The organism is Patescibacteria group bacterium (assembly GCA_018897195.1).
Lineage (GTDB): Bacteria > Patescibacteriota > Patescibacteriia > Patescibacteriales > UBA12075 > JAHILH01.
Genome location: JAHILH010000005.1, coordinates 135,871 through 162,332, shown reverse-complemented (window position 1 = coordinate 162,332; position 26,462 = coordinate 135,871). Strand labels below are relative to the sequence as shown.

Annotated in this window: 23 protein-coding genes, 3 tRNA genes and 2 rRNA genes; 23 read left to right on the top strand and 5 right to left on the bottom strand. The window is 37.2% G+C overall.

Annotated features, from left to right (window positions below; all coding sequences use genetic code 11):
• Positions 1–125 precede the first annotated feature (125 nt).
• The 11 genes from rpmF (at position 126) to KKD45_05115 (ending at position 8,120) form a co-directional block, all read left to right on the top strand.
• Positions 126–326: a 50S ribosomal protein L32 gene (rpmF, locus tag KKD45_05165; GenBank protein ID MBU4309876.1), complete on the top strand. Its 201-nt coding sequence runs from the start codon at positions 126–128 to the stop codon at positions 324–326.
• Between the two features lie 24 nt (positions 327–350).
• Positions 351–830 (top strand): transcription antitermination factor NusB, encoded by a 480-nt coding sequence (nusB, locus tag KKD45_05160; protein MBU4309875.1) that lies wholly within the window; start codon positions 351–353, stop codon positions 828–830.
• Between the two features lie 72 nt (positions 831–902).
• Positions 903–1,595, top strand: coding sequence for a ribonuclease III (rnc, locus tag KKD45_05155; protein MBU4309874.1), 693 nt, complete (start codon positions 903–905; stop codon positions 1,593–1,595).
• A 188-nt stretch (positions 1,596–1,783) separates the two neighbouring features.
• On the top strand, positions 1,784–2,836 hold the full coding sequence (locus KKD45_05150) for a type IV pilus twitching motility protein PilT (protein ID MBU4309873.1): 1,053 nt from the start codon (positions 1,784–1,786) through the stop codon (positions 2,834–2,836).
• Positions 2,837–3,406: 570 nt separating this feature from the next.
• A 23S ribosomal RNA gene (locus tag KKD45_05145) occupies positions 3,407–6,446 on the top strand.
• Positions 6,447–6,521: 75 nt separating this feature from the next.
• Positions 6,522–6,636, top strand: a 5S ribosomal RNA gene (rrf, locus tag KKD45_05140).
• A 43-nt stretch (positions 6,637–6,679) separates the two neighbouring features.
• Positions 6,680–6,874, top strand: coding sequence for a hypothetical protein (locus tag KKD45_05135; protein MBU4309872.1), 195 nt, complete (start codon positions 6,680–6,682; stop codon positions 6,872–6,874).
• 74 nt (positions 6,875–6,948) lie between these two features.
• Positions 6,949–7,644, top strand: coding sequence for a class I SAM-dependent methyltransferase (locus KKD45_05130; GenBank protein MBU4309871.1), 696 nt, complete (start codon positions 6,949–6,951; stop codon positions 7,642–7,644).
• Between the two features lie 201 nt (positions 7,645–7,845).
• Positions 7,846–7,919 (top strand) — tRNA-Arg (locus tag KKD45_05125).
• Between the two features lie 18 nt (positions 7,920–7,937).
• Positions 7,938–8,011 (top strand) — tRNA-Met (locus KKD45_05120).
• Positions 8,012–8,047: 36 nt separating this feature from the next.
• Positions 8,048–8,120: transfer RNA gene (locus KKD45_05115), tRNA-Lys, on the top strand.
• 84 nt (positions 8,121–8,204) lie between these two features.
• Here the strand turns inward: KKD45_05115 and KKD45_05110 are convergent.
• Complete coding sequence (locus KKD45_05110) at positions 8,205–9,389, bottom strand: hypothetical protein (GenBank protein ID MBU4309870.1); 1,185 nt, start codon at positions 9,387–9,389, stop codon at positions 8,205–8,207.
• A gap of 579 nt (positions 9,390–9,968) precedes the next feature.
• On the opposite strand from KKD45_05110, the gene KKD45_05105 reads away from it, so the two are divergent.
• Together KKD45_05105 and KKD45_05100 are read left to right on the top strand one after the other, a co-directional pair.
• Positions 9,969–10,322, top strand: coding sequence for a hypothetical protein (locus KKD45_05105; protein ID MBU4309869.1), 354 nt, complete (start codon positions 9,969–9,971; stop codon positions 10,320–10,322).
• 165 nt (positions 10,323–10,487) lie between these two features.
• Positions 10,488–10,694, top strand: coding sequence for a hypothetical protein (locus tag KKD45_05100; GenBank protein MBU4309868.1), 207 nt, complete (start codon positions 10,488–10,490; stop codon positions 10,692–10,694).
• 56 nt (positions 10,695–10,750) lie between these two features.
• Here KKD45_05100 and topA read toward each other — a convergent pair whose 3' ends face one another.
• A complete protein-coding gene (gene topA, locus KKD45_05095; GenBank protein MBU4309867.1) occupies positions 10,751–12,967 on the bottom strand; it encodes a type I DNA topoisomerase in 2,217 nt (738 codons plus the stop codon).
• Positions 12,968–13,181: 214 nt separating this feature from the next.
• Positions 13,182–14,255: an SIS domain-containing protein gene (locus KKD45_05090; protein MBU4309866.1), complete on the bottom strand. Its 1,074-nt coding sequence runs from the start codon at positions 14,253–14,255 to the stop codon at positions 13,182–13,184.
• A gap of 86 nt (positions 14,256–14,341) precedes the next feature.
• Here KKD45_05090 and KKD45_05085 point away from each other — a divergent pair, with 86 nt between their 5' ends.
• A complete protein-coding gene (locus KKD45_05085; protein MBU4309865.1) occupies positions 14,342–15,049 on the top strand; it encodes an NERD domain-containing protein in 708 nt (235 codons plus the stop codon).
• Positions 15,050–15,121: 72 nt separating this feature from the next.
• On the opposite strand, the gene uppS is transcribed toward KKD45_05085, so the two are convergent.
• Both uppS and KKD45_05075 read right to left on the bottom strand, forming a co-directional pair.
• The gene (gene uppS / locus KKD45_05080; GenBank protein MBU4309864.1) at positions 15,122–15,835 is read right to left on the bottom strand and encodes a di-trans,poly-cis-decaprenylcistransferase; all 714 of its coding nucleotides are present in this window, start codon (positions 15,833–15,835) and stop codon (positions 15,122–15,124) included.
• Positions 15,836–15,928: 93 nt separating this feature from the next.
• Positions 15,929–16,996, bottom strand: a complete 1,068-nt coding sequence (locus tag KKD45_05075) for a polyprenyl synthetase family protein (protein MBU4309863.1) — start codon at positions 16,994–16,996, stop codon at positions 15,929–15,931.
• Positions 16,997–17,147: 151 nt separating this feature from the next.
• Between KKD45_05075 and KKD45_05070 the strand changes: the two genes are divergently transcribed.
• The 9 genes from KKD45_05070 (at position 17,148) to KKD45_05030 (ending at position 26,460) form a co-directional block, all read left to right on the top strand.
• On the top strand, positions 17,148–17,873 hold the full coding sequence (locus tag KKD45_05070) for a YebC/PmpR family DNA-binding transcriptional regulator (protein MBU4309862.1): 726 nt from the start codon (positions 17,148–17,150) through the stop codon (positions 17,871–17,873).
• 2 nt (positions 17,874–17,875) lie between these two features.
• Complete coding sequence (gene ruvC, locus KKD45_05065; protein ID MBU4309861.1) at positions 17,876–18,370, top strand: crossover junction endodeoxyribonuclease RuvC; 495 nt, start codon at positions 17,876–17,878, stop codon at positions 18,368–18,370.
• 32 nt (positions 18,371–18,402) lie between these two features.
• Positions 18,403–19,869 carry a glycogen synthase gene (locus KKD45_05060; protein MBU4309860.1) on the top strand — a complete coding sequence of 489 codons (1,467 nt, stop codon included), beginning with the start codon at positions 18,403–18,405 and terminating at the stop codon, positions 19,867–19,869.
• Between the two features lie 89 nt (positions 19,870–19,958).
• A complete protein-coding gene (locus tag KKD45_05055) occupies positions 19,959–21,131 on the top strand; it encodes a hypothetical protein (GenBank protein MBU4309859.1) in 1,173 nt (390 codons plus the stop codon).
• A gap of 103 nt (positions 21,132–21,234) precedes the next feature.
• Entirely contained in the window at positions 21,235–22,254 is a 1,020-nt protein-coding gene (locus tag KKD45_05050; protein ID MBU4309858.1) for a phosphotransferase, read from the top strand.
• Between the two features lie 99 nt (positions 22,255–22,353).
• The gene (locus tag KKD45_05045) at positions 22,354–23,217 is read left to right on the top strand and encodes a PHP domain-containing protein (protein ID MBU4309857.1); all 864 of its coding nucleotides are present in this window, start codon (positions 22,354–22,356) and stop codon (positions 23,215–23,217) included.
• A complete protein-coding gene (locus KKD45_05040; GenBank protein MBU4309856.1) occupies positions 23,201–23,794 on the top strand; it encodes a hypothetical protein in 594 nt (197 codons plus the stop codon). Before KKD45_05045 ends, KKD45_05040 begins: the two co-directional genes overlap by 17 nt.
• A gap of 56 nt (positions 23,795–23,850) precedes the next feature.
• Positions 23,851–25,254: a glycogen synthase gene (locus tag KKD45_05035; protein ID MBU4309855.1), complete on the top strand. Its 1,404-nt coding sequence runs from the start codon at positions 23,851–23,853 to the stop codon at positions 25,252–25,254.
• A 228-nt stretch (positions 25,255–25,482) separates the two neighbouring features.
• Positions 25,483–26,460: a hypothetical protein gene (locus KKD45_05030; protein ID MBU4309854.1), complete on the top strand. Its 978-nt coding sequence runs from the start codon at positions 25,483–25,485 to the stop codon at positions 26,458–26,460.
• The last annotated feature ends 2 nt before the right edge of the window (positions 26,461–26,462 follow it).

Genomic DNA, 26,462 nt, shown 5'->3' with positions numbered 1-26,462 from the left:
AATATATTTATAGAAAAAAGTCGCTGGAAGGTCCTTGACTTTTTTTAGGTTTTTAAGTTATACTAAAATTATTAATTTACGGAATTCGATCCGCTGCGGCGGAGGCAGTTCATAATCGTTATACTATGTCAGTACCAAAGAAAAAGAGAACAAAGGGTCATGTTCGCAACAGACGATCACACCATGCATTAGATGCGCTAGTTTTAGCAAAATGTTCAAAATGTGGCAAGGCTGTTGAGGCTCACGCTGCTTGCAGTTTTTGCGGAAACTATAAGGGTAAAGAAATTTTAACTATCAAAGTTAAGACTGCGAAAGAAGCTAAATAATATTTCATTTTAATAGAATAAACTATGTCTAATAGACATTTGGCAAGAACGCTTGCCATGCAAACATTGTTCCTTTGGGATTTTGAGGAGAAACAGAGAAACGATTTAACAGAAATCGTGGATAATGTTTTTTTGAATTTTGCACCGAGTTTTGATGATCAAGGCTTTGTGAAGAGTTTGGTTAAGGGTGTTGTTGAGAATGTGGCGATGATTGATGAGTATATTACCAAATATGCGACTGAATGGCCGTTGGACCAGATTACTCTTGTCGATAGAAATGTTTTGCGTATCGGTGTCTATGAGTTAAAAGTTAATGATGAGATTCCATCCAAGGTAGCCATTAATGAGGCGATTGAAATTGCCAAGACTTATGGTGGAGATTCATCTGGTAAGTTCGTAAATGGAGTACTGGGGGCGATTTATAAGGATATGGATCATTCTAAAGAAGAGGCAGAGGCCAAAGTTCCAATTACAATATCCGAAGAAGGAATAGAATTAGAATAATTTAAATATTGTTTCATTATTTCATTGTTTCATCATGGATGTAACAATGCAATAATACAGCAATCAAAAAATATGAAAGATTTTTCCACATTGGAAAAGATTGTTGGTCTTCAATTTAAAAATAAGGATTTATTAAAACAAGCGGTTGTTCATCGGTCTTATTTAAATGAACATCCAAAATTTGAACTCCCGCATAATGAGCGCTTGGAGTTTCTTGGTGATGCCGTTTTGGAAATTATCGTGACGGAGTATTTGTATAAATCTTTTACAGAAACACCAGAGGGTGATTTAACAAACTGGCGGGCAAGTTTGGTAAATTCCAAGATGTTGGCTCTAATCGCATCTGAAGTTGGCTTGGATGATTATTTGTACTTATCAAAAGGCGAAGCGAAAGACGCTGGTTCAAAAGCGCGTCAATATATTTTGGCGAATGCCGTTGAGGCTTTAATCGGCGCGATGTACTTAGACCAAGGCACGGAGGCGGCAGCGAAATTCATTCATAGTCATATCATTTCGAAGCTAGCACATATTTTGTCCAATGACTTACACCTTGATCCAAAATCAAAATTCCAGGAAAAGTCTCAAGAGTTTGAAAAAGTTACACCTCATTATAAAGTGCTAAAAGAAAGTGGACCGGATCATGAGAAAATTTTTGAAGTCGGTTTATACTTGGGTGAAGAATTGGTAGCTAAAGGAACTGGCTCTTCTAAACAAGAAGCGCAAGTAGATGCGGCAGCCAGGGGAATTAAGGCGAGGGGTTGGTAAAGTCTATATAATTATAAACAGAACTGCTTATTGGGCAGTTCTGTTTTTTTGTGCTATAATGTGGATATTACTTATAATTAAATTCTAAATTATGAATTTTGAATGAAGGTGTGCTTAATAATTAAAAAATAGATTATTGAAAAATTAATTCAAAATTAGAAATTTAAAATTCAAAATTAATAAACCATATGACTATAAAAGAATTATTAAAAAAGGCCTGTGATGAAGGGGCTTCGGATTTGCACATTCTTGTTAATTTGCCACCCGCACTCAGAATTAATGGTGAGCTTAAATTTATTGAAGGTTTGAAAGAGATAACAGTAAAAGAGATGGATGATATGTTGGATGCTCTAGTTTCCCCAGAGGAAAAAAAGAAATTCATTGCGGAAAAAGAATTAGATGTGAGTTATGACCAAGACGATTTTCGCTTTAGAGTAAATTTTCATTTTGAAAAAAATAGAGTTGGTTTGGTCGCGAGGGTTATTAGTACTAATATTCCAAGCATGGAAGATTTGGCTTTGCCAAAAGTGGTGTACAGCTTATTAGATGTTAAGCAGGGACTTATTTTAGTAACTGGTCCTACTGGTTGTGGTAAGTCAACCACTATGGCTTCGATGGTGAATCATATTAATCTTAATAAATTTTGCAATATCATTACCCTGGAAGATCCGATTGAATATTTATTTTTTGCGAAAAAGTCTTTAATAATGCAAAGACAGTTAGGGCGCGATATGTTAACTTTTAGCTCAGGACTTAGTCATGCTTTGCGACAAGACCCGGACGTAATTATGGTGGGCGAAATGCGCGACTTGGAAACAATTGGGACCGCAATCACTTTGGCAGAAACGGGTCATTTGGTTTTTGCAACCCTGCATACCTACAACGCAGCTCAAACTGTTGATCGTATTATTGACATATTCCCCCCTCATCAACAAAATCAAATTAGGGCCCAGTTGTCAATGACATTGGTGGGTGTTGTTTCACAAAGGTTGTTGCAAAAAATTGATGGAGGGCGCGTAGCAGCTCGCGAAATAATGATTAACAATCCGGCAATTTCTAATATCATCCGTGAGAACAAAGTAACCCAAATGCGCACCGTAATTGAAACGAGCTCTCGTGAAGGCATGGTAAGCCTGGATCAAGATATTAAGCGACTTTATGTAGAAAAACGGATTAGCAAGGAAGAGGCAAGAAGTTATATGGATAATCCGGAAATATTGGACAGGATTAAGCTATTTTAATTATAAAAATTTTTTAAAAGTTGAAAAATTGTTAATATCTCATTTTTTGCCAAAAATACCGATAAAATTATTTATCGGTATTTTTTATTTTCTTATTTAATATAAGCTAAAATATTATTAATGATTGCCAATAATGGGCTGTCATGTCCTATTCTTGACAGATTTTTTTATTACTGTATAATAAATTTCAGATTTGATAAAAGATATTTTATGATAAATTTTATAGTAAATCTTAAGTATGTAAGCGGTTAACCAGTCAGCTCTTATTAGAGTTTTGTCTAGAACCGCTTTAAGCGGTTTTTTTGCTCCTAAAAAAGATAAATCAGTCATTAAGAATTCAGAAATTTGATAAATTCCTTAATCCTTAATTCCTGATTAGTATCTATGATACTATTTGTGAAATTTGCTGTTCTGGAGCTGCCAAGCGAAGGGATGCCTGCAAGTGTTACGAAGTGTCGGGGATAGTACTTTAACAACTGAATAATGTTATTCAACATAATAATTAGAGAAACCAAAAATTAATATAATGCAGAGATGCATTTGCAATTTTAAAGTTAAATTTAAAATTGTGAGAAAATCGCGTTAAGGGTGTATGGTGGATGCCTTGACATAAGAAGACGATGAAGGACGTAGCAGTCTGCGATAAGCTTTGGGGAGGTGACAAGCAACCTTTGATCCAGAGATTTCCGAATGGGGGAACCTACCCTGTTGAAGACAGGGTGCCCGCTAGCTGAATATATAGGCTAGTGAGGGGACAACTCGGGGAATTGAAACATCTTAGTACCCGAAGGAAAATAAATCAAGTAGAGATTCCCTAAGTAGTGGCGAGCGAAAGGGGAAGAGCCTAAACCACATAAACTGCAGTTCAGTCTAGTTTACTAGACTGGATTAGAAGGATTTGAGTCCATATGTTTAAGTGGTGTTGCGAGATGTTTATGTTTGCTACTCAAATTTAGCAGAGCGAAGTAAAAAAGATTAATTTATAATTGAATGAGTTGGAAAGCTCAACCAGAGCGGGTGATAGTCCCGTAAGTGAAATAAATTTAATCTTCGTTGTAAATATTCTCAAGTAGTTCGGGACACGTGAAATCCCGTGCGAATCTGGGTCGACTATGATCCAAGGCTAAATACTTCTTATGATCGATAGTGAACGAGTACCGTGAGGGAAAGGTGAAAAGCAGCCCGGTGAGGGCGGTGAAATAGTACCTGAAACCATATACTTACAAGGAGTTGGAGCCTCAGTTTACTGGGGTGACAGCGTGCCTATTGAAGAATGAGCCAACGAGTTTGTTCTATGTGGCTTGGCTAAGTGCCGTTTGGTACGGAGCCGTAGTGAAAGCGAGGGTTAATAGCCCGTCTGCTAGTTAATTAGTGTTTAGCAATTTATTGCTAAACTACTGATTAACTAGTAAGTGTCGCATGGACAAGACCCGAAGCCGGGTGATCTAGCCATGACCAGGTTGAAGTTCATCGAAAGATGAATGGAGGACCGAACCCACTAGTCGTGCAATACTAGGGGATGAGTTGTGGTTAGCGGAGAAATTCCAATCGAACTCGGCGATAGCTGGTTCTCCTCGAAATAGCTTTAGGGCTAGCGTTGAATGTTGACTACCGGGGGTAGAGCACTGGATGAGGTCGGAGCCCGCAAGGGTATCCTCCTTAATCAAACTCCGAATACCGGTAGGTATAATTCAGCAGTCAGACCATGGGGGCTAAGCTCCATTGGTCGAAAGGGAAACAGCCCAGACCATCATCTAAGGTCCCAAAATATACACTAAGTGTAAAAGGTGGTGTCGCGACTGCGACAACTAGGAGGTTGGCTTAGAAGCAGCCATCCTTTAAAGATAGCGTAATAGCTCACTAGTCAAGTTGCCGCGCGCCGAAAATTTATCGGGGCTAAGTGTATTACCGAAGATATGGATTTCAATTATTTATAATTGGAGTGGTAGAGGAGCGTTTCTGTCAGCACTGAAGTCGTGTCGTAAGGCACGGTGGAGCGACAGGAAGTGAGAATGTTGGCATGAGTAGCACAAAGGCAAGTGAGAACCTTGCCCACCGTAAGACTAAGGGTTCCTGGGCAACGTAAATCGACCCAGGTTTAGTCGGTCCTAAGACGAGGCCTCTGTAGTGGGGGCGTAGCCGATGGAAGAGCTGGTTAATATTCCAGCACTACTGCTAATTTCCGATGGAGGGACGCAGTTTTTGAGTCAATACGTTTTTAATGGTATGAGCGTTGTTGGTTAAGTCATGGAGTCTAGGCAAATCCGGATTCCGTTAAATGATGAGATTGACTAAAGATGAAGCTTCGGCCGAATCAAATTGGTGATAAAATTGTCCAGAAAAACTTCTAGGGCTAAGTTAGTAGTAACCGTACCGTAAACCAACACAGGTAGTCGAGGCGAGTAGCCTCAGGTGTACGAGAGAACCTTCGTTAAGGAACTAGGCAAAATAGCGGCCGTAATTTAGAGATAAGGCCTGCCCCAGCAATGGGGCCGCAGCTAAAGACACTCAAGCGACTGTTTATCAAAAACATAGCTCTCTGCTAAAGCGTAAGCTGATGTATAGAGGGTGACGCCTGGCCAGTGTCTGAACGTTAAGGGGATGGGTGTAATACTTCGGTACGTAGCCTTGAACTGAAGCGCAGATGAACGCCGGCCGTAACTATAACGGTCCTAAGGTAGCGAAATTCCTTGTCGGGTAAGTTCCGACCTGCACGAATGGCGCAACGATTTGAGTACTGTCTCAACGAAGGACTCGGCGAAATTGCAAGACGAGTAAAGATGCTCGTTAACCATAGTCGGACGAAAAGACCCCGTGAAGCTTTACTATAGCTTGGTATTGATTTAGAGGTATGCATGTTCAGTATAGGTGGGAGCCGCAAGGCAACAGTGAGATACCACCCTTGTATATTTTTATTTCTAACCTCAGACCTTGAAGCAGGTCGAGGGACAGTATCTGGTGGGTAGTTTGTCTGGGGCGGATGCCTCCCAAAATGTAACGGAGGCGTTTACAAAGGTTGGCTATCCCGGAATGGAAACCCGGGAGATAGTGTAAAGGCAAAAGCCAGCTTTACTGCGAGACCTACAAGTCAAGCAGTTGCGAAAGCAGAACTTAGTGATCCGACCGTCCAATATAGGATGGCGGAAGCTCATCGGATAAAAGTTACTCCGGGGATAACAGGCTAGTCACGCCCAAGCGTCCACAGCGACGGCGTGGTTCGGCACCTCGATGTCGGCTCGTCGCATCCTGGGGGTGAAGAAGCTCCCAAGGGTTGGGCTGTTCGCCCATTAAAGCGGCACGCGAGCTGGGTTCAGACCGTCGTAAGACAGGTCGGTCTCCTATCCACTATGGTCGTGGAAACTTGAGAAGGCGCATCCTTAGTACGAGAGGACCGGGATGCACGAAGCTCTAGTGTGCCAGCTGTCCTACCAAGGGCATCGCTGGGTAGCTACCTTCGGTTAAGATAAGTGCTGAAAGCATATAAGCACGAAGCTGTCTTCAAGATTAGGTTTCATAGGTTCGTCGGAGACTACGACGTTGATAGGCTCTAGGTGTAAGTCCAGTAATGGATTCAGCCGAGGAGTACTAATATACCGTATGATTTTCTCACAATTTTGGGTTTAAAGTAAGTTTCTGGTCGTTATTTGAATAATATTATATTACACATTGATAAAGAAATCATTGTTTTGGTGGCACTAGCGAGAGGGTCACACCTGATCCCATTCCGAACTCAGAAGTTAAGCCTCTCAGCGCTGATGATACTTGGGCCTGAGCCCTGGGAAAGTAGGTCGCCGCCAGAACAATGATTTTTTTATTACTCAATAATCGAAAGGAGGAAGGAATATGAAACTTCTAGAAAGTAGAAAGATTCGATTTGTTCTTTTTGTTTACGATTTATTGTGGCCATGCCCACCAAGGAGACTAACAAGGTTGGTGGTACGGATTAAAACCACTACTTGTCTATGGAATGGTAAGATAAATCGACGGATGTGGCGTGATATGAGGAATGGTGAATATCCCTCTGTCCTTTCTCTCTAAAAATTTTTTGGCCTACTCATGGATGAGTGGGTCTTTATTTTTTTAAATAATAATGCTTTAATTAAAACAAATATATGGATAAAAATACACAAAAAGAATTGCTAACCATCGTTAAAGATAATTATGAAAGTATTGCGGCGGAGTTTGATGAGACGCGCAAGAAAGGCATTTGGCCAGAGTTGTTAAATCTGACCAGAGACGTAAAAGACGGTGACAAGATGCTTGATGCTGGTTGTGGCAATGGACGCCTGTTAGAGGCGTTTGCTGGTAAGAAAATAAAGTATCTAGGCATTGATCAAAGTGAAAATTTAATTACCTTGGCACAGAAGCAGTATCCTGAATCTGAATTTGCCGTGGCTGATATTTTAGATTTGGGTAAGATTAATGAATTAGATTTTGATTTTGTTTATTCAATTGCTGTATTACATCACTTGCCAGATCAAGAGTTACGCATTAACGCCTTGCGTCAGATGAAAAACAAGATTAAGGATGATGGGCGAATTATAATCTCAGCATGGAATTTGTGGGCAAATAAAAAAAATAAAAAGCTAATTTGGAAGTATTTCTTTTTGAAATTAATTGGTAAAAACAAAATGGATTTCGGTGATATTTTATTTCACTGGAAAAATGAAGCGGAGGATGTTTCGAAGAAAAGATATTATCATGCGTTTACAAAATGGGAATTGACGCGATTGGTGAAAAAGTCAGGCTTGAAGATTGAGAAGTTGTATAAGGATGAGTATAATTATTATTTGGTTTTAAAGAAGTAATAAACAAGTTTTTTTGTTCAAAAAATATTTATAAATATCAACATAAATAAAATAGCTTGTCAATGCCTCGTGGATAAAAAGTGGCTAATATTGAACAAAAACACTAATTAAATATTTGTTGTTCTGGGGGTTGATTATTTTTTTAAATATGCTAATATTTAAAAGAACTCCTTTGAGGAGTTTTTTGCATTATTCTTTTTTGCACTTGTAGCTCAACTGGATAGAGTGCTTGGCTTCGGACCAAGAGGTTACAGGTTCGAATCCTGTCAGGTGCACATAGAGCAGAAATATAGGGCTGGGTAGCTCAGCTGGTTAGAGCGTAGCACTCATAACGCTAAGGTCGAGAGTTCAAGTCTCTCCTCAGCCACACAAATACATAAGAGTAATTTTATGTCATATACATGCGCTCATAGCTCAGCTGGTAGAGCAGTTGCCTCTTAAGCAAACGGTCACAGGTTCAAATCCTGTTGGGCGCACATAGAAAAATAGTTCCGATTAATTGGAGCTATTTTTTTGATTTTAAAATAAAAAGAGGGTGAAAATTTATTCACCCTCTTTTTTTATTGTGACCGAAAAATTTTTCGATATTGTGAAATTATTAGAAGGCCGATAATTAACATTGCCAGGCCGTGTATTTGCAAGGCGCTTGGTAATGAAAATATTTTTAAACCGATGCCGAAAATCCAGAGGCCAATGGCGCCCACAATTGATTCGGAGGCAGATTGGATTGAGAGCACAGTGGCTCGGTTTTTGGAATCCAAGTGCTCATTGATGAGCCGGGAAAAGAAAGCTCTTTTAAACCCTCTAACAATACTGTCGCCAAATAAAAAGAGAATTGATATTTGGGCGACGAAGTTACCAAAGAGAATTATTGGTACTGATATCAGGAGTACGAGAATGGTAATAATTGTTCTCTCACTAAACTTATTTTCGAGGACATGGGCATGTTTGTTTGCCTGCCAGGCGACAAAATTTAGGGAGAAAAATATCCACCCAAAATACTTAGGACTGATCATGGTTAGTTCAAAATATGGATTATAGGAAAAAAACCATATTTTTGAAGCCACGGCAATCAGGGCGATGTAAGCAATAATCCATTTTACTTTTTTGTTATTGGCAACAAAGAGTACACTCATTTTGATTAAATCGAAATGTTCTCTATGTCCAGATTTTTCCGTTGTCCTTGGTTCATAAAAAAAGAACGTAACAACAAAAGCAAGCAGTACACCAGGAATTGAAAGAATCATCGGAAGGCGTGGGTTGATGGAATAGAGATAGCCAGCGGCGACTGAGCTGAAAGTGATCATGGCAAAGACTTTGTTGCCGATGTCACGGTTAATTTTAGTTAACTCGTCAAAGCGACCAGCGTCTTTGAGGGTGTCAACTAAGAAGGCCTCATCAGCTCCGGATATGATGGCGCCGCCAATCATGATTAAGATATTTGCAATCCAGATTGATGCTGGCGATGCAGCGATGGTAAAGATAATAAGAGCTATGGCTTGCAGGGCAGAGCCAAGGATGACCGTTTTTTTTCGGCCCAAGAGATCGGCCCAACCACTCGAATATACTTCCATAAAAATCATACCAGTAACGACAATTGCTTCCATGGTATATATGTCTGCCAAGCTCATTTTCCCAACATTGACAATGTACGAGATTAGCACTGGTCCCCAAAAAAGAGGGCCGCTAAACATTTTAAAGATTTTGAATAATTTAATGTTACGATCAGTTTGTGAATTTTCCATTTTTTACTCCTTGTTAAGTTAATTAGCGTTTAATAAAATAACTCCGGCTTTTATCCAGCCGGAGTTATTTTATCGAGAAATAGTTAAGTGATTTTTCACCTATTATTTTTCATATTGATAAAATAGCTGCGACTATATAAAAGCATTTGATACAAGTAAGCCTCTTGCGGAACATCAAAAGAGACTATCAAAAAACAGGTCGGCATAATTATAGTAAATTTGTGGTTTTTTATCTTATTCATATTTGTTTATTTAAAAAAATAATCTCGACTTTATTTAGCCGAGATTATTTTGCAAGAGTATGTTAATTGAAATTACCAATTTGGTTTTTCTTTACATAAAGACAGCTAAATAAAAAGTTTTTGCAGGCATGCAAAAATAGGGCAATCCATTGACGGTGCTCCAAATATTTTTATTTAGTTGGTTAATATTATATTTCATAATATTAGCTTAGATGAAAAAAGTGTTTTTGTCAATCATGGTTTTTTAGGTTTATTTTTTGCTTTGACTAATGTTGTTTTTTTTGTTATCTTATATGCAGTAATCTTATCAAAATAAGCTAAATATAAGGAGCTTGTCATGGATAAATTATTACAATTAGTTCTTTCTATAAAAAATGACCTTTTGATTTTTATATCAACAACACCTGGATTGATAATTTTTATCTATATAGTTGGCTTAGCTTTGCTAATCATTTATATAAGGGGAGAGTTAATGATTAAATGGCTGACTAAAAAATTATACCAATTGAGGTTTTGGCTGCATAGTTATTATGCAGGAAAAAATGAGAATCATTATTCCTTATCTGTTGATGTAAAATTGCTATTTCTTTTAAACGAAAAAGAGAGAAAGAAGTATTACAATGAATTAGACAGAAGAAGAGGTGTTGTTTTTAAACGAGGTCTGAAAAAAAACGGGGATAAAGATTTTTAAAACAATTGGAGGACGTATGGATGATCTATTGAATATTATTAGTTCTTTTGTGGGTTTGGCTCTAAGTTGGTTAAGGGCAATCTTTTCCGCAGTAGAAGTTCCTTTTATTATTACAATCTGTTTCATTGTTTTCGTAAGATTTGTAATGATGCCGGCCGTTGATCTGTGTTTGCGCAAAAAGGATTTAAAAAAACCTTAGATGATGGTAAAAACGTGCACGAATTAGTCACGGTAAATCCGGAAGTTAGCACAGATGGTCACAAGGTAATTGTGAAAAAGGTGGTCGAAAGAAAGGTTGGTTCTTTTTCAACTAGAGAAAGTCTGGACTTGGATAAGTGGCAGCAAAGGCTACGCGAAACAGATGTTTTTTGAATAAAACATAAAAGCGTTCACAGTGTGAACGCTTTTTTATTATGCTTTAATGAATTTTATTTCTTAAACTTACATCCTTTAGTCGAGCACTTAACCGCGCCTTCTTTCCATTCGATCAATAAGCCTTCACAGTCTGGACATTTCTCGCCGGTCGGTTTGCCATAGTAAGCATTTTTACAATCAGGATATTTGTTGCAAGCATAGAAGATGCCACGGGCACTTTTTTTGGCGACGATTTCGCCAGTGCTACATTTCGGACAGGTGACGCCGGTGCCGGAATTGCTGTCGCCGGTGTTTTTGATGTTCTTGCATTTTGGATAGCCAGTGCAGGCTAGAAATGGTCCGAAGCGACCAGTTTTGACCGCCATCGGTTCACCGCATTTTTCACATTTCTCGTCTTTGTATTTGTCTTGCATCTCTTTCATTTTTTCAGTCATTTCCGGACTTGCGGTCGTGCCTGGTTTTTTGTCGATACCTTTGATATTTTTACAGGTTGGATAATTGGAGCAAGCCAAAAAACGGCCGTAGCGTCCAGTTTTGACTATCATTTTGGAATTACATTTTTCACAAATTTCGTCCGACTCTTCGACAGGAGAAATATCATCCTTGTTCAAATTTTCTGATTTTTCCTCTAAATTCCTATGGAAGGGGTTGTAAAAATCTTTGATTACCGGTTGCCATTCAATTTTACCCTCGGAGATGCGGTCTAGATCGTGTTCCATCTGAGCGGTAAAGCGATAGTCGATGACGGTGTGAAAATGATTTACTAGCATGTCAGTTACGACAAAGGCAATATCAGTAGGTTCGAGTTTTTTATTCTCATCACGCGCTACATAATTACGCGCTTCAATAGTAGCAATAGTTGGCGCATAAGTCGAAGGACGACCAATGCCGTATTCTTCCATTTTTTTGACCAGGCCAGCATCAGAGTAACGAGCGGGTGGTTTGGTAAAATGTTGTTCGGGTTTTAATTCGTTTAGTTTTAAAATTTCGTGCGCGGACACATTTGGCAAATTTAATTCCTTGCTTTTTTCAGGCCAAATTTTCAAATAACCATCAAATTGCATGACCTGTCCGCTGGCACGGAATTCATAAGGCGTGCCCTTGGCTACGACGTCAATAGTTGTTGCATCAAAAATGGCTTCTGGCATTTGACTCGCCAAAGTTCTTTGCCAAATTAATCTATATAGTCTTTGTTGTTTATCTTCTAGTGTTAATGATTCTGGGGTATTATTCGGATCAGTCGGACGAATCGCCTCATGCGCTTCTTGCGCACCCTTTGATTTTGTTTTAAATACCCTTGGTTGTGCTAGGGCATATTGTTCACCAACGTTGGTTTTTAAATATGTTTGTGCTTCGGTTAAAAACTTTTCCGACAAATTCAAAGAGTCAGTTCTCATGTAGGTGATATGACCCAATTCGTAAAGCTTCTGCGCCAACATCATGGTTTGTTTCGCGGAGAATCCTAATGAGCGATTGGCCGCTTGTTGCAAGGTGGAAGTGGTTAAAGGTTTTGGTTGATTTTTAATTGCTTTCTTTTTTTCGATATTGGAAATTTCGTAAGTTGCCTTAGCTAAAGTTTCTAAAACTTTTTCAGAATCTTCTTTGGTCTTGATCTCTAATTTGTCAGCGGTTTTGCCATTAATTTTATTTAAACGTGCCTCAATCGGTTCTTTCTTGTCATTTTCTAATAAGGCATCAATTGTCCAGTATTCATCAATATTGAAAGCTTTAATTTCTCTTTCTCTTTCAACTACTAAACGGACAGCGACACTTTGGACACGACCAGCAGAAAGACCACGAGCCACTTTTTTCCAAAGAAACGGTGATAATTCATAACCAACTAAACGATCCAAAATTCGGCGTGCTTGTTGGGCATTCACCATTTCCATATCAATCTTGCGTGGATGTTTCAAGGCTTCCAAGATCGCCGTCTTGGTAATTTCATGAAAGGCAATTCGGCTACGTTTTTCTTCGGGAATTTCCAAAGCCTCCGCCAAGTGCCAAGCAATCGCTTCTCCCTCTCGGTCTTCATCGGTTGCTAGTATGATGTTCTCAGCCGTCTTGGCGAGTCTTTTTAGGTTATTTAAATTTTTCTCCTTATCTTCTGGAATGATATAGGTTGGTTCAAAATTATTCTCAGTATCAATACCCATCACGCTTTTAGGTAAATCGCGAATATGTCCAAAAGAGGACTCAATTTTGTATTCCTTGCCCAAAAACTTGGTAATAGTTTTGGCCTTGGTAGGTGACTCAACGATAACTAAATTCATGTATTTTAACTAAGATTACTCCCTCTCCTGGCCAGGAGAGGGCAGGGTGAGGTGGTTTCCTTTTTTAATATTTAATATATATAGTGTAATGATTTTGGGGTAAATGTCAAGTTTTCTTCGTAAAAACAAAAAATTGTTGTAAACTTAACGCGGTTACGTGAAATTTACAACAATTTATGTTTTTGGGAAATAATATTTCTAATATTGGTCAATTTTAACCTAATTGGGCTTTAAACCAGTCGACAAAAGGAACTTGTCCTGGTTTGATTTCATTTAAGAGTCCTAGATAATAAGTAATCCAGGTGCCGAGTTGTAAAACTTCAAAAGATTGCTCTAATTTAGTTAAGCCTTTTAATTGATAGTCCAAAACTTGAATCTTATTTTTCTTGACCACTTGTTTAGTTAGGTGAGCTCGCTTTTGGATGCGGGGATGATACAGAGTGCTGTCAAAAAACAAGAAGACGAAATCTTTTTTGTTGCTGATAGGGTGGGCCAGGCCTTCCATGGCGAAGTGATTAAGGTCAGGCAAGATTAAGAAGCTGGCGAAGTTTTTACTGGTTTCCGAAAATTGATTGCGTAAGGCGTGTAGGTTGCCGTGTAAAAATTCGGCACCAACCAAAACTGGTTCCTTGCCTTTGAGCTTGGTTGCAATTTTCTTAGCCGTATTTTTGATTAATTTACTATCAGTGTTTAAGGTCTTATTCCATTGTTCTAATTTAGCGACCATTTGCTCAACTTCTTTTTTGCCAAGTTTGAAAACACCCGCTTTGCTCATTAGCGAAATCATTCCAAAAATAGAATAGCCCAAGCCAAGACGCGGTTGATCTGATGGGTTGTGATCATGTTTGAAAACATAACCCGGAATTTTATCCTTGGCCATTAACTTTTGCAAAGAGTTTTTCTCATGATGCGCCGTGATGGCAATAATCTTGGCCTTGCGTTTTTTCACTTCAAAGTAAGTGCTCAAAGTTTCTTCAGTATTGCCCGAGTAAGAAGAAAGGATGTAAAGCGTATTTTTATCAACCATCGCCGGCACGGTATAGTCAGCCAAGATGATGACTGGTACCTTAATTTGATCACTAAAAACCGATTCGATAATGCGCGCACCTAAATTGGAGCCACCCATACCACTGACGACTACTTTGTTTATTTTTTTATAAGCCGCTGGAATCTTAATATTGTTGGCTTCTTTTAACACTTGTTTAATTTGTCTCGGTAGAGCCTCGATTGATTCAGACACGAGCGCGGTGTCTAATTTTTTGACATCTTTGATATTGTCTAGATTCATAAGATAATATTAATTGTAATGTATTAATTATAGCATATTTTTTTATTATGCTAAAATAGTAGTAAATAATTAAAATTAAATTTTTTATGGTAAAAATTAATTCCAAATATATTGAACGAAAAATAGTGATGTATTTTTTTAGTCCGATTTTAACTTTGGTGAGTTTTTTGTTTGGCTTATATTTAATTAGGAAATATTTGATTGTGGATCCATCGGTGATAGTTATCTATTTATTTATCTTTTTTTATTTTTCTTTTAAGGTGTTTGTGAAATCAGTGAAAGGCTTTAGGAATTATCGGTCTGGCCTGAGAGGTGAAAATGAGGTGTCGCGTAGGTTGTTAACAGAATTGCCGAGTAATTATAAATTATTATCAAATATAGTGGTTGATCAATATGGGGATATTGATTTAGTTGTTATCGGCCCAACGGGAATATCTGCGATTGAAATAAAAAATTATTTAGGGAGATTTAGGAATTTGAGCGGCAAGATTTATAAGAAAAATAATCAGTTTGATGAAAAAATTTTAAAAAAAATTAAAATTAAAGCCTTAAAAATAAATAAAATTTTATCAGCAAATTTGAAGAAAAATTATTGGGTGAAGGCAACAGTCGTGCTATCGAGCGTGCATGGAGTTTATTCTGATGATTTATTTAGAGGCATTGAGCGAGACAATGTCCTTGTAGTGCAGGCAAAATATTTAGCAAAAATTTTACAAGAGCAAAAAGGGAAACTTAGCCCAGAAGAAGTAGGAGCGATATATAAGACAATCAAGAGGTGTAGAAATGTCGAGTGATTACTGATTGAGGGGTAATTAGATTTATTTATAAATAACAAAAAGAGAGCCAGTGCGTCGGCTCTCTTTTTGTTATTTTCCAAAACGTCTTTGTCGATTGCTATATTCAACTAGAGCGGCCGCAAGTTTTTTAGTATCAAAGTCGGGGAATTTCTCGTCAGCGAAAAAAAGTTGAGCATTGGCCGTATCCCACATCATGAAGCCGGCACTGAGGTGGGCGTCGCCACCGGTGCGGATCATGTAGTCGACTGGTGGTAGTTGGGAGGTCATGAGACTTTCTTTTAAAATCTTGGCAGTGATCTCGGTACCTTTTTTATATTTATCATGAATGCGATTAATCGTGTCGAGCATTTCGTCGTCGCCACTGTATGCCAACATAAAGTTGAGCATTTTCTTGTCGTAATTTTTGGTTTTTTCAATCAGGGCGTAGATGGTCGTTTTAAGGGAGTTGGGGAATTGTGTCTCCCAACGGCCGAGAAAACTGACTTTGGCTTGTTCGGCTTCGATGGCTGGGTTAGTTAAAAGTTTTTTGAAATAGACTTCGTAAATTTTCAAGAGCGCCCTCTTTTCCATTAAGGGGCGTTTTTTAATATTGTCGATTGAAGAACCCCAGATGGTAACGCATTCGATATTGTTTTCCAAGGCGTATGTTAAGAGTTTTTCGGTATTCTTAGCCCCAGCTTCGTGTCCATCCCATGGTTTGAGACCCAGGGCCTTGGCCCAGCGACGATTGCCGTCGGGAATGATAACGAGGTGTTTTGGTCTGTTTAATTTTTCCTTGGTCATGTAGTTATATTTAATTTTATAATTGTTATTTTAAGTTCCTGGTTTATTATATTTATAGAGGCGCACCACGTAGATACGGTGATGACAAATGATTTAAATTTCACGATTAAGCATGTAGTCGGCAATATTTATTAAGAAGTCCTTAGCTTCTTTGGATATTTTTTGATTAGTAATTTCATTCTTTGCCTTGGTGATTAATTTCGTTGCCATAGCCTGGGCGTATTTCAATGAACCAGTATCAATGATTACTTGTTTAAAATCAGCTAAATCGGTTTCGGTTAAATTCTTGTTGCCTAGGCAATTTTTAAGAATAGTTTTTTGTTTTTTGTTAGCTTTTTCTTGGGCCTTGACCACTAAAATAGTTTGTTTGCCTTGCCTAATGTCCGAATCAATGGATTTTCCTGTTTTACTTTTTGTTCCAAAGATTCCTAAAACATCATCTTGAATTTGAAAAGCAATGCCCGTGGGGATGGCGTAGTTGCTCAGGGCTAGTAAAAATTTTTCATCAGCCCCAGCCAGAATTGCCCCTATGTGTAATGGACCCTCAATGGTGTATGTGGCAGTTTTATTTTTATACATTTGCAAAATTTCTTTTTCAGTTGCTTGACCACGATTTTCAATTAAAATATCTTCAGTCTCACCGACAATGGTTATAAAAATTATGTTTTGCAGACGGTGCGCTGCCTTAGCGACTAGGTGTGGTGAAAAATTTGCCTCTAATAAAACACGATTTCCTAGAGCATTTATCATGTCACCAACGACAATGGCCATAGAATCGCCAAAATGTGCAGCATTTTTATTTTTGAAATATTTTTTAGCCATCTTGCTGTAGTGAACATGTGTCGTGGTAATACCATGACGAAGACTGTCTTGGTCAATAATGTCGTCATGGATTAGGGCAAAAGAATGCATGATCTCAGTGCTAATACTAGCTCTGGTTATATCTTTTTTTCTTGTGCCGCCCGCCGCTAAATATCCGTAATACATAAAAGCAGCTCGAGCACGTTTGCCGCCAGCCATGGTGATTTGTCGAACATAATCCATTGCACCGGCAATATCAACGTCGATTTTTTCATTTTCGCTAATGACTTTTTGAAAAAAACTTTCTAATTCGACGTCAACTTTTTGTTTATATTCAAATAAAGCTTTTTTGGCATCCATATGATTTATTTTAAGATAATTAATGTGTTAATTTTAACATTTTTTATTTAAGTAATCAAGGTAATTTTGTGATGAAAAAAAAATAAAAACTTGATTTTTTATTCCATCCGTGTCATTATAAGGAGAGTGAATTATAATTAAAGCTAAATATATGTCAGGACATTCTAAATGGGCGACAACTAAAAGAGCCAAAGCGGTGGTTGATGCTAAAAGAGGTGCTATTTTTACAAAATTATCGAATTTAATTACAATTGCAGCGCGGGAAAAGGGAGGTGACCTCGATACAAACTTCACTTTACGTATGGCCGTTGATAAGGCCAAAGCCGCGAATATGCCGAAGGAGAATATTGAGCGGGCGATTAAAAAAGGAACCGGGGCTTTGGACGGTGGGGTGATAGAGGAGTTGTATTATGAAGGCGTTGGTCCAGCGAATGCGCAGTTTATTATCAAGACATTGACAGATAATAAGAATCGGAGTGCGGCGCAAATTCGTCATTTATTTACCAAAATTGGTGGGTCGTTGGGTTCTGTAATGTGGAATTTCGACAAGAGGGGCGTGATTAGTGTTTCAGCCGAAAGCTTGAAAGAGAAAAGTATTAAGATAGATGATTTGGAATTAGATTTAATTGAAGCGGGGGCGGATGATATTGTGAGCGAAGAAGGTGGTGTGACTATTTATACAACAATGGGTGATTTGCAGGTAGTACAGAAATTTTTGGAAAGTCAGGGCGTTGCGACCGAGTCGGCAGAAATTGAATTTGTGGCTAAGGAGCAATTGGAATTAAGTGATGAGGACAAAGAGAAAGTGGAAAATTTTATTGATAGTTTGGATTATTCGGATGATGTGGCTGATTATTATACTAATGCGAATATTTAAAAATGCAAAAAGTTAAAATTATACTTGGCATTGACCCTGGCATTGCCGACACTGGGTTTGGTGTTATTTCCAAAGATGCGCAAGGTAAAATCAAATGTCTTGATTATGGTTCAGTAAAAACCGACGCTCACACACCACTGACAGATCGTTTAGAAATTTTAAATCGCGCGCTTGCCGATATTATCAAAAAGTATAAACCGGATTTAATTTCAGTCGAAGAATTATTCTTTAATAAGAATGTAAAAACCGCGCTTGTGGTTGGACATGCTCGCGGTGTTATTTTGTTAACAGCAAGACAGCAAAATGTGCGCGTGGTTGAGTTTACACCACTACAAGTAAAGCAGGCAGTTTCTTCTTATGGAAAAGCGCCCAAGGCGCAGGTGCAAAGAATGGTAAAAATGTTGTTGAATTTGAAAAATATTCCTCAGCCCGATGATGCGGCTGATGCTCTTGCCGTCGCGATTTGTGCGTGCAATCAGCACCTGGACACAGTCTAATTGTTTATAAAAAATAAATCAAAATTCGTTGTATGAATAAATTAAAAATAGTTTCAATATCTGCAGAGCTTTCGCCTTTTTCTAAGTCTGGTGGTTTGGCTGATGTGGCTCGTAGTTTACCCAAGGCCTTGTCCAGGCTGGGTCATGAGATTATTTGCATTACACCCTTGTATGGACAAGTGATTGATAAAGAAAAATATGATTTAAAACTACTTTATAAAAATGTAAAAGTTTCTTTAAATTCAAAAGAGGAAGTGGTTGTTAATTATTGGAAGGGTTATTTATTGAAAAATTTGCCAGTTTATTTTATTGAGAATACGAAATATTTTTCCAAGAAAAAAACCCTATATGGGTCTGATCGTGAAAATGAGCGTTTTTTGATTTTTGATGTAGCGGCTTTAAAATTGATTTCAATGTTAAAGTTTGAAGCTGATATAGTTCATTGTCATGATTGGCAGACTGGTTTAATCCCATTTTATTTAAAAACAGATTTCCGCTATTCCAAAACATTGCGCAACGCAAAGACTATATTTACAATTCACAATTTAATTTTTCAGCTGGGAATGAATTGGTGGGAGGTGCCAATAGAGAAAAAGGACTTTGGGCGTAAAAAAATTCCCCATATCACTGATCCGGATATTAAATATCTTAATTTTGCCAAGCGAGCAATTTTGTCAGCTGATATGGTAAACACGGTAAGTGAGCAATATCGGGAAGAGATAATTACAAAGAATATTGGGCAGGACTTGCATCGTGTTTTGAAAAATCGAGAAGATCGCCTGTTTGGCATTGTGAACGGTATTGATTATAAGGCTTATAACCCATTAGAAGATCCGGGATTACACAAGAAATATGATTATCAAAAAAGTCAGAACAAAAAAGAAAATAAATTATTTGTTCAGGAAAAATTTGGCTTAACAATTGATCCCGATGTTCCACTTATTTGTTCAACGTCGCGTGTGACCTTTCAGAAAGGCTTTGAATTAATACTAAAAATTATCTGGCAATTAATGGAGTTGAATTTGCAAATGATCGTGATTGGCGCTGGTGATAAAAAATACATCAAGGAGTTGCAAAAAGTTGCCAAGAAATACCCTAACAAGTTGGCCGTGATACCTTCGCACGAGGAGAATCAGAAATATGAGACCTTGGTTTATGCTGGCTCAGATTTTTTCTTATTACCGTCACATCACGAGCCTTGTGGTATTAACCAATTAATCGCCATGCGTTATGGCTGTGTGCCAATCGTTCGCAAAATCGGTGGTCTGAATGATACTGTGCGTAATTTTAACCCAACAGTAAAAAGAGGAACTGGTTTTTCTTTTGCCGGGTTTGATAAATTTTCATTGTATGGAGCGATCATTAGGGCGCTAGAAGTGTATAAAGACAAAGAAACATGGAAGGATTTAGTGGTGCGCGGTATGCAAGAATCAAATAGCTGGGAAATACCAGCGAAGAAATATTTGGCGCTATACAAGAAGGCGTTGAAGTTGAAATAATATTTACTTAAAGAAAATTTATATAATATTAATAAATATCAAGATGCTCAATCTATGGTGATTGTAACTTGGTTATTAATTATTCTGTTATGCTTTGGATTAATTTTTTACATTTATATCAACCAGCCAACAAGGATGCTTATTTTATTCAAGAAGCAACTGACATGAGCTATCGGAGAATTGTAAGAGCCTTGGAGGAAAATCCGCAAACTAAGTTTACTTTAAATATTCAAGGTTGTTTGTTCGCGCACTGGGAGGCGTTAAATGAGGGTGACTTAATTGGGAGAATTAAAAAATTAGTTAAAAAAGGGCAGGTAGAACTCACCGGGACTTGTGCCTATCATCCCTTAGTGCCATTGATACCGCTTGAGGAGGTGGAAAGGCAAATTAAAGAAAATGAGATTATTTTGCAAAAGCATTTTGGATCCGACTTCAAGCCCAGGGGATTTTTTTTCCCAGAAATGGCTTATGGTGTGGAGGCAGCCAAACTGGTAAAGAGCTTGGGCTATGAGTGGATTATCGTGGATGAAATCGCTCATGGTGGACAGTTTGGTAATGTTGATTTTTCTAAAAACTATCTAGATGAGAATAGTGGACTAAAGGTTGTGTTTCGGATGAGGGGCTTGTCGCAAAACTTTGTGCCGGATATTTTGGGTAATGACCAAAAACTGTTGGATTATAAAAATAAACATGAGTTATATATTACGGCGACGGATGCTGAGCTTTATGGCTTACGACATCTTGACCATACGGCTGAATTTGAAAAACTCTTAAAAAGAGCTGATTTAAAAACGTTGACAATTTCCGAGCATCTTCAGAATAAAACCGCGGTGAAAGTAAAAATCACTCCTTGTAATTGGGAGTCAACGGAGTCAGAAATCACCAAAAGCGTGCCTTATGCACTATGGCTAGATCCTAGAAATAAAATACACAAACAGCTTTGGAATTTAGCCAATTTGGCTAATGAGGTTATTGAGAACAATGCTGAGGATGAAAATATTATTTGGGCGCAAAGACACTATACTCTGGGTTTGGCAAGTTGTACTTTTTGGTGGGCATCGGGACGCGACTTTAAACTATTTGGCTCTGTTTCCTGGAATCCGGATGAGGTTGAGCGCGGTGTTAATGAGTTTATTCGCGCAATCAGATCCTTGCATAATGTGGAAACTAGGAGTGTGAAAATAAAAGGCGAAAAGCTTTATATAAAAATAAAACATATGATTTGGCATGAGCATTGGGAGTACCATTGGAAAAAAAATTAATCAATCTTCTTGTCGGGCTCTTTGTTTAAAAAATAATTTAATTAAAATATAAGACGTGGTACCTGTATTTCCGCAAGAGCGGGAATAGCGATACTGGAAAGTTATGAATAGAATAAATCAATTATTGGATGATGAATATGTTATTACATATTTAAAAAAAAGGATTTTGCCAAGTTATCCAGATTTTGTTGATATTAAAAAAGTAGTTATTAAACCTTGGAAAAAGCTTATTTGGGAAACTACGTATCATGTGGTGATTGAGTTTGTAACTACGTTTGTTGATAAAAAAGGTAAGCGCCGTGAGCTACCAATTTTTTGTACAGCTCATTCTACTGAGCCTCGAAAGAATGTTTATGATAATTTGAAATTTCTATGGAGTCATGGATTTGGCGACGGCTATTTAAGTATCCCGCATCCACTTTATTACTCCGACTATTTTCGAGCCACATTTTATCGCGGCGTTAAAGGCAGTAATTTATATTATTTTATTAGAGAGAGTAATTTTCCAATCATTGAAGATATGGTGCCCAAGACAGCTAAGTGGTTCTCTCGTTTGCACAAATTAAAAGTTTCTGATGAACAACGATTCAACGAAGATAATAGTCGTATCAAGACAGTGTATCCGGGTGTAGAGCATACACTAGAAAGAATACAAAATGATTTTCCGGAATATTATGATTTTTATGTAAAGGCGTATGCAATTTTTGTAAAAAATGAAGAAGAGTTTTTATCGTCAACAAGTAAGCGATGGCTGGTTCATGGTGATGCACACCCAGAGAATGTAATTAGAATGGGCAAGAGAAAAATTGGGGTTATCGATTTTACGGATTTATCGTTTACAGATTTCGCAAGAGACTTAGGAACATTTTCACAACAACTAGAGTATATGTGTAGTCGAAAAATTGCCGACGAGAGTTACCAGAAAAAAATTAAAAATTTATTTTTGGATAGTTATTTCAAGAGTAGCAGAGTAAAACTAACAGAAGATTTACAAAAAAGAATTGATAATTATTATAACTGGACGGCAATCAGAACTGCCACTTTTCTTTTATTGAAATACGACCCTAATCCAGAGAGGGCGCAAATCCTAATTGATAGAGTTAAACAGAATTTAAATATATAATTCGTGTAATTTTTTATTAATAATAAATAACCAAATTTCAATAACTAATAAATGATCTTTGTGATTATTGGTTATTGTTTCCTGGTTATTCCAAAATTTATGTTAATTGATTTACAACTTCATTCAACTTATTCAGATGGATATTTAACGCCAACCGAGGTGGTGGATTTTATTCATTCCAAGGGTATCAAGGTGGCGGCTTTGACTGATCATAACACCGTCGGTGGCTTGGATGAATTTCGCGCTGCCTGTATTGCTAAAGGTATCAAGCCAATTACGGGTTTGGAGTTGTACGTGAAGCATAAAAATAAGCGCTTGAATTTTTTGTGGTATAATTTTGATGATCGTAACCCGCAATTACACAAGTTGTTGCGCGATACGCAGGTGCGACGTCGTAAAAAAGTTCGTGAAGCCTTGAATAAATTAGTGGTCAAGGGTTTTGAAATTGACGTTGACAATATCTTGGACGAATTCAATCATTATATTCCCGTCAATCAAGTTGTTGACCGCTTTTTAGCCGTTCCGGAAAATGCTGCCAGGGTGATGGCGGAAATGCAAACTAATATTTTACGTGAAAATGAAGTTATTAATAAATATTTTTACAACAAGGAAACTAGTTTTTTGGATAATACTTATGTCAGCTTGGAAAGAATTTTAAAATTGAAAAAAGATCTAGGGGGAAAAATTATTTTTAATCATCCGGGCAAGTACAACCAACTTCGAAAACCAGTATTGGAGGATTTGAAGCACATGGGAATCGATGGTATTGAGGTTTTGTCACCACATCATAGTTATGGCGCGGTAGTGTACGCGCAATTAATGGCTCGTGAGTTTGATTTGATTGAAACTGGTGGTTCTGATTTTCATCGTCATGAAGGTAATAATTTTAGAATTCAAAATTCTTGGAATTATTTTAAAATCGATTCATCTAAATTACGAAAAATTAATGAAATTATTGAATAAATTGTATATGGCTCAACATTTAATATTTGAAGGCGCGGAATTGGCTGGTAAGAGCTGGTTGATGAGCCAGGTTTATAATCACTTGGAGCCAAAGTATAACCAAAATAAAAATATTTTGGATGGTTGTCATTGGTTTAATTGCGACATTGGAGTTTACGGAACAGGACATGGCCAAAAAGTGATTGATGGCTATTTGGGCATCTTTGAAGAACTGCGAGAAAAAAATTTAATCGTAGAAAAATTGCATATTTCCGACAAGGTTTATAATCAGATTTATAATAATTTAGAGCTGGATTATTCACTGGTGGAAGATCGTTTGCAAAATTTAGATTTTAAAATAATTTTAATCAAATTTCCGGAGGATGAAAATATTTTGGAAAAAAGAATTCAGGATCGTTTGAATATTTATCCTAATTATAAAAATATTCTACATAGTGCCACTTGGTATATCGAACAGCAACACAAATATATAAAAGCTGTTAAGGAGTCTCGACTGCCATCATTGGTGGTGGAAACAAATACCCTGCCCGATGATAAATTAGTGCAAGACATTTTACATTGGATTGGGGAGCAATAATAATTAACTTATTATTCTGGTTGCCCAGTTAGCTGGTCGCCTAGTTATTTACTTTTATGAAAAAATTAAAAATTTTAATGGTGACCGCGGAAATGGCGCCATTTGCTAAAGTAGGTGGTCTGGCAGATGTTTTGGGAAGCTTGCCAATGGCTTTGAAAAAAAATAATTGCGATGTGCGCATCGTCATGCCTCTTTATGGTTTAATTGACAAGGAGAAATATAATATCCAAAAAAAATTTGCCAATATTGCCGTGCCTTTTGCGGACAAGATGGTTAAAGTTAATGTCTGGGAAACTAGTTTTAAAAGTGTTAAGGTTTATTTTATTGAGTACTCAAAATATTTTGGGAAAAAAGATGTTTATATCCACGACGACAATGCAGAGAGATATCTATTTTTCTCACAGGCTAGTCTGTATGTCTTGCCAGTTTTAAAATTCCAGCCTGATATTATTCATTGTCATGATTATCACACTTCCATGATACCGCTTTTGTTAAAATCCTCTAATTATGAATATTTTAAAAACATCAAAACAGTTTTAACTATTCATAATTTACAATATCAAGGCAAGACAAGTCAAAAAGTTTTAGAATTAATTGGACTGGATCGTGATGTAGGGGAGAAGACTTTAAATTTTATGGAAAAGGGTATTGTCTATGCCAATCAAGTAAACACGGTGAGTCCGACATATTCCAAAGAAATTTTTGGAAAGCTATTCGGAGCTGGGCTTGAAAAACTTTTGCTAAAAAATAAAAATAAAGTATCTGGTATTTTAAACGGCATTGATATGGATTTCTTTAACCCAGCCAAGGATAAATTGATTGCAAAAAAATATTCAAGTGATAATTTGACTGGTAAGAAAATAAACAAAACAAAGCTTCAAGAATTGGTTGGACTTGAGATGTCGAGCAAGCCCCTTGTTGGGCTTATTTCAAGATTTGTGGAACAAAAGGGGTTGGGATTAATTACGGAGGAAATTATCAATCTTGATTGTCAGTTTGTTTTTTTAGGAACTGGTGATAAAAAATACGAAGACTTATTGAAAAAATTAGCAAAACAATATCCACAAAAGGTTAGTGTACAAAATAAATTTGATATAAAATTAGCCCAGCTTATTTATGCCGGTTCGGACATATTTTTGATGCCGTCACGCTTTGAGCCATGTGGTTTAGGCCAAATGATTGCGATGCGCTATGGGACTGTGCCCGTCGTGCGCGCAGTCGGTGGCTTGGTGGATACGGTATTTGAATGTGAGGCAAGGCATGTAAGGTGTCAGATGAATGGCTTTTCTTTTGAGACAATGACGATAAAAGGCCTGAAAGATGCATTAAAAAGAGCAATAGCCTTATATTCCAATAGTGATGAGTGGAAAAAAATTCAACGGACTGGCATGACAACTGATTTTTCTTGGAATCATTCAGCCCAGAGGTATATAGAATTGTATAAAAAGGCCCTAAAATAGAGAATTTAATTATTTAAAACAGGAATACAAATTAGTTATTCCTGTTTTTTGTTTTTTGCAGTTACGGAATCTGTTATAGCTAAATTAAATACTCAAAAAGTCTTTGGCTTTTATAAAATAATATGTTATAATAATTGTATAAATTAACTTCATTATTATTTTGTAGTATTCTCGCACTTGGCGAGCAAGTGGATTATTAAAAAATTCAAATTCTACAAATTTAAATTTATGCAACTATATCGAGGAATTATAAAACAAGCCCTGGATGTTACCTGGAAGAGTAAGTATCTTTGGTTTTTTGGGTTGTTTGCAGCTTTATTGGGCAATGGTGGTGAGTATGAAATTTTATTCCGAGCTTTATCTGGGAATTTTAACAATGACTTTTTTTCTGGCTTTAGGATGATTGCTCAGACTGGTGTCTTTTCCTGGCAGGGATTACGCAATTTTGGTAATTTGTTAATCACACAGCCGATTTCAGTGATTGTGGCCCTTTTGGTGCTAGTTATTTTCTTAGCCTTGTTTGCGTTTGTAATTTGGCTGGTTAATGTTTCGCAGGCTGCCTTGGTTAATAATACTTTATTAAAAATTGATAATAAGCAGACTTCTTTTAGGGAGGCATTAGAGAGTGGAATGAAAAAGTTTTGGCCAGTTTTTGGCTTTAATTTTGTCTCCAAGCTTATTACGATAATTTCATTGGCGATAATTTCTTTTATTGTGGTTATGGGTAATAATTTGGGATCAACCATGTCTCTTATTGTTTATACTTTTGTTATTTTATTGTTTATTCCGGTTGCAATGTCTTTTTCGTTTATCGTGAAATATAGTATTGGTTATTCCGTAATTAATAATGTTGAATTCGTTAATGCCTTTAAATCTGGCTGGGAGCTTTTTAGAAAAAATTGGTTGATTAGCTTAGAAATGGCGTTCATCTTGTATTTTTTGAACATTGTGATTGCGCTATTATTTATTATAGTTGTTTTAGTTTTTGCGACCCCTTTCGCCTTGTTGGCTTTCTTGGCTTCAGGATTGTCTATGACTGGTATGTTCTTGTTTATTATCGGTGTGGGCATTATTTTCTTCTTTGCTTTTTTAATTGTGACCGGCTCATTAGTGGCCACTTTTCAGATTTCTGCTTGGACTTCTTTGTTCGTCGAATTAATTGGCAAGGGTGCAAAGAGTAAATTAGTGAGAATGTTTACGAGATAATA

What these genes read in the sequence shown, in the direction of transcription:
- KKD45_05050 (MBU4309858.1), top strand. Translation starts at nt 21,235, where the DNA reads ATGAATAGAATAAATCAATTATTGGATGATGAATATGTTATTACATAT.
- KKD45_05055 (MBU4309859.1), top strand. Translation starts at nt 19,959, where the DNA reads ATGCTTTGGATTAATTTTTTACATTTATATCAACCAGCCAACAAGGAT.
- rnc (MBU4309874.1), top strand. Translation starts at nt 903, where the DNA reads ATGAAAGATTTTTCCACATTGGAAAAGATTGTTGGTCTTCAATTTAAA.
- KKD45_05130 (MBU4309871.1), top strand. Translation starts at nt 6,949, where the DNA reads ATGGATAAAAATACACAAAAAGAATTGCTAACCATCGTTAAAGATAAT.
- KKD45_05060 (MBU4309860.1), top strand. Translation starts at nt 18,403, where the DNA reads ATGAATAAATTAAAAATAGTTTCAATATCTGCAGAGCTTTCGCCTTTT.
- KKD45_05045 (MBU4309857.1), top strand. Translation starts at nt 22,354, where the DNA reads ATGTTAATTGATTTACAACTTCATTCAACTTATTCAGATGGATATTTA.
- KKD45_05075 (MBU4309863.1), bottom strand. Translation starts at nt 16,996, where the DNA reads ATGGATGCCAAAAAAGCTTTATTTGAATATAAACAAAAAGTTGACGTC.
- KKD45_05030 (MBU4309854.1), top strand. Translation starts at nt 25,483, where the DNA reads ATGCAACTATATCGAGGAATTATAAAACAAGCCCTGGATGTTACCTGG.
- KKD45_05035 (MBU4309855.1), top strand. Translation starts at nt 23,851, where the DNA reads ATGAAAAAATTAAAAATTTTAATGGTGACCGCGGAAATGGCGCCATTT.
- KKD45_05085 (MBU4309865.1), top strand. Translation starts at nt 14,342, where the DNA reads ATGGTAAAAATTAATTCCAAATATATTGAACGAAAAATAGTGATGTAT.
- KKD45_05150 (MBU4309873.1), top strand. Translation starts at nt 1,784, where the DNA reads ATGACTATAAAAGAATTATTAAAAAAGGCCTGTGATGAAGGGGCTTCG.
- nusB (MBU4309875.1), top strand. Translation starts at nt 351, where the DNA reads ATGTCTAATAGACATTTGGCAAGAACGCTTGCCATGCAAACATTGTTC.
- KKD45_05070 (MBU4309862.1), top strand. Translation starts at nt 17,148, where the DNA reads ATGTCAGGACATTCTAAATGGGCGACAACTAAAAGAGCCAAAGCGGTG.
- KKD45_05110 (MBU4309870.1), bottom strand. Translation starts at nt 9,389, where the DNA reads ATGGAAAATTCACAAACTGATCGTAACATTAAATTATTCAAAATCTTT.
- KKD45_05090 (MBU4309866.1), bottom strand. Translation starts at nt 14,255, where the DNA reads ATGAATCTAGACAATATCAAAGATGTCAAAAAATTAGACACCGCGCTC.
- KKD45_05135 (MBU4309872.1), top strand. Translation starts at nt 6,680, where the DNA reads ATGAAACTTCTAGAAAGTAGAAAGATTCGATTTGTTCTTTTTGTTTAC.
- rpmF (MBU4309876.1), top strand. Translation starts at nt 126, where the DNA reads ATGTCAGTACCAAAGAAAAAGAGAACAAAGGGTCATGTTCGCAACAGA.
- ruvC (MBU4309861.1), top strand. Translation starts at nt 17,876, where the DNA reads ATGCAAAAAGTTAAAATTATACTTGGCATTGACCCTGGCATTGCCGAC.
- topA (MBU4309867.1), bottom strand. Translation starts at nt 12,967, where the DNA reads ATGAATTTAGTTATCGTTGAGTCACCTACCAAGGCCAAAACTATTACC.
- KKD45_05040 (MBU4309856.1), top strand. Translation starts at nt 23,201, where the DNA reads ATGAAATTATTGAATAAATTGTATATGGCTCAACATTTAATATTTGAA.
- uppS (MBU4309864.1), bottom strand. Translation starts at nt 15,835, where the DNA reads ATGACCAAGGAAAAATTAAACAGACCAAAACACCTCGTTATCATTCCC.
- KKD45_05105 (MBU4309869.1), top strand. Translation starts at nt 9,969, where the DNA reads ATGGATAAATTATTACAATTAGTTCTTTCTATAAAAAATGACCTTTTG.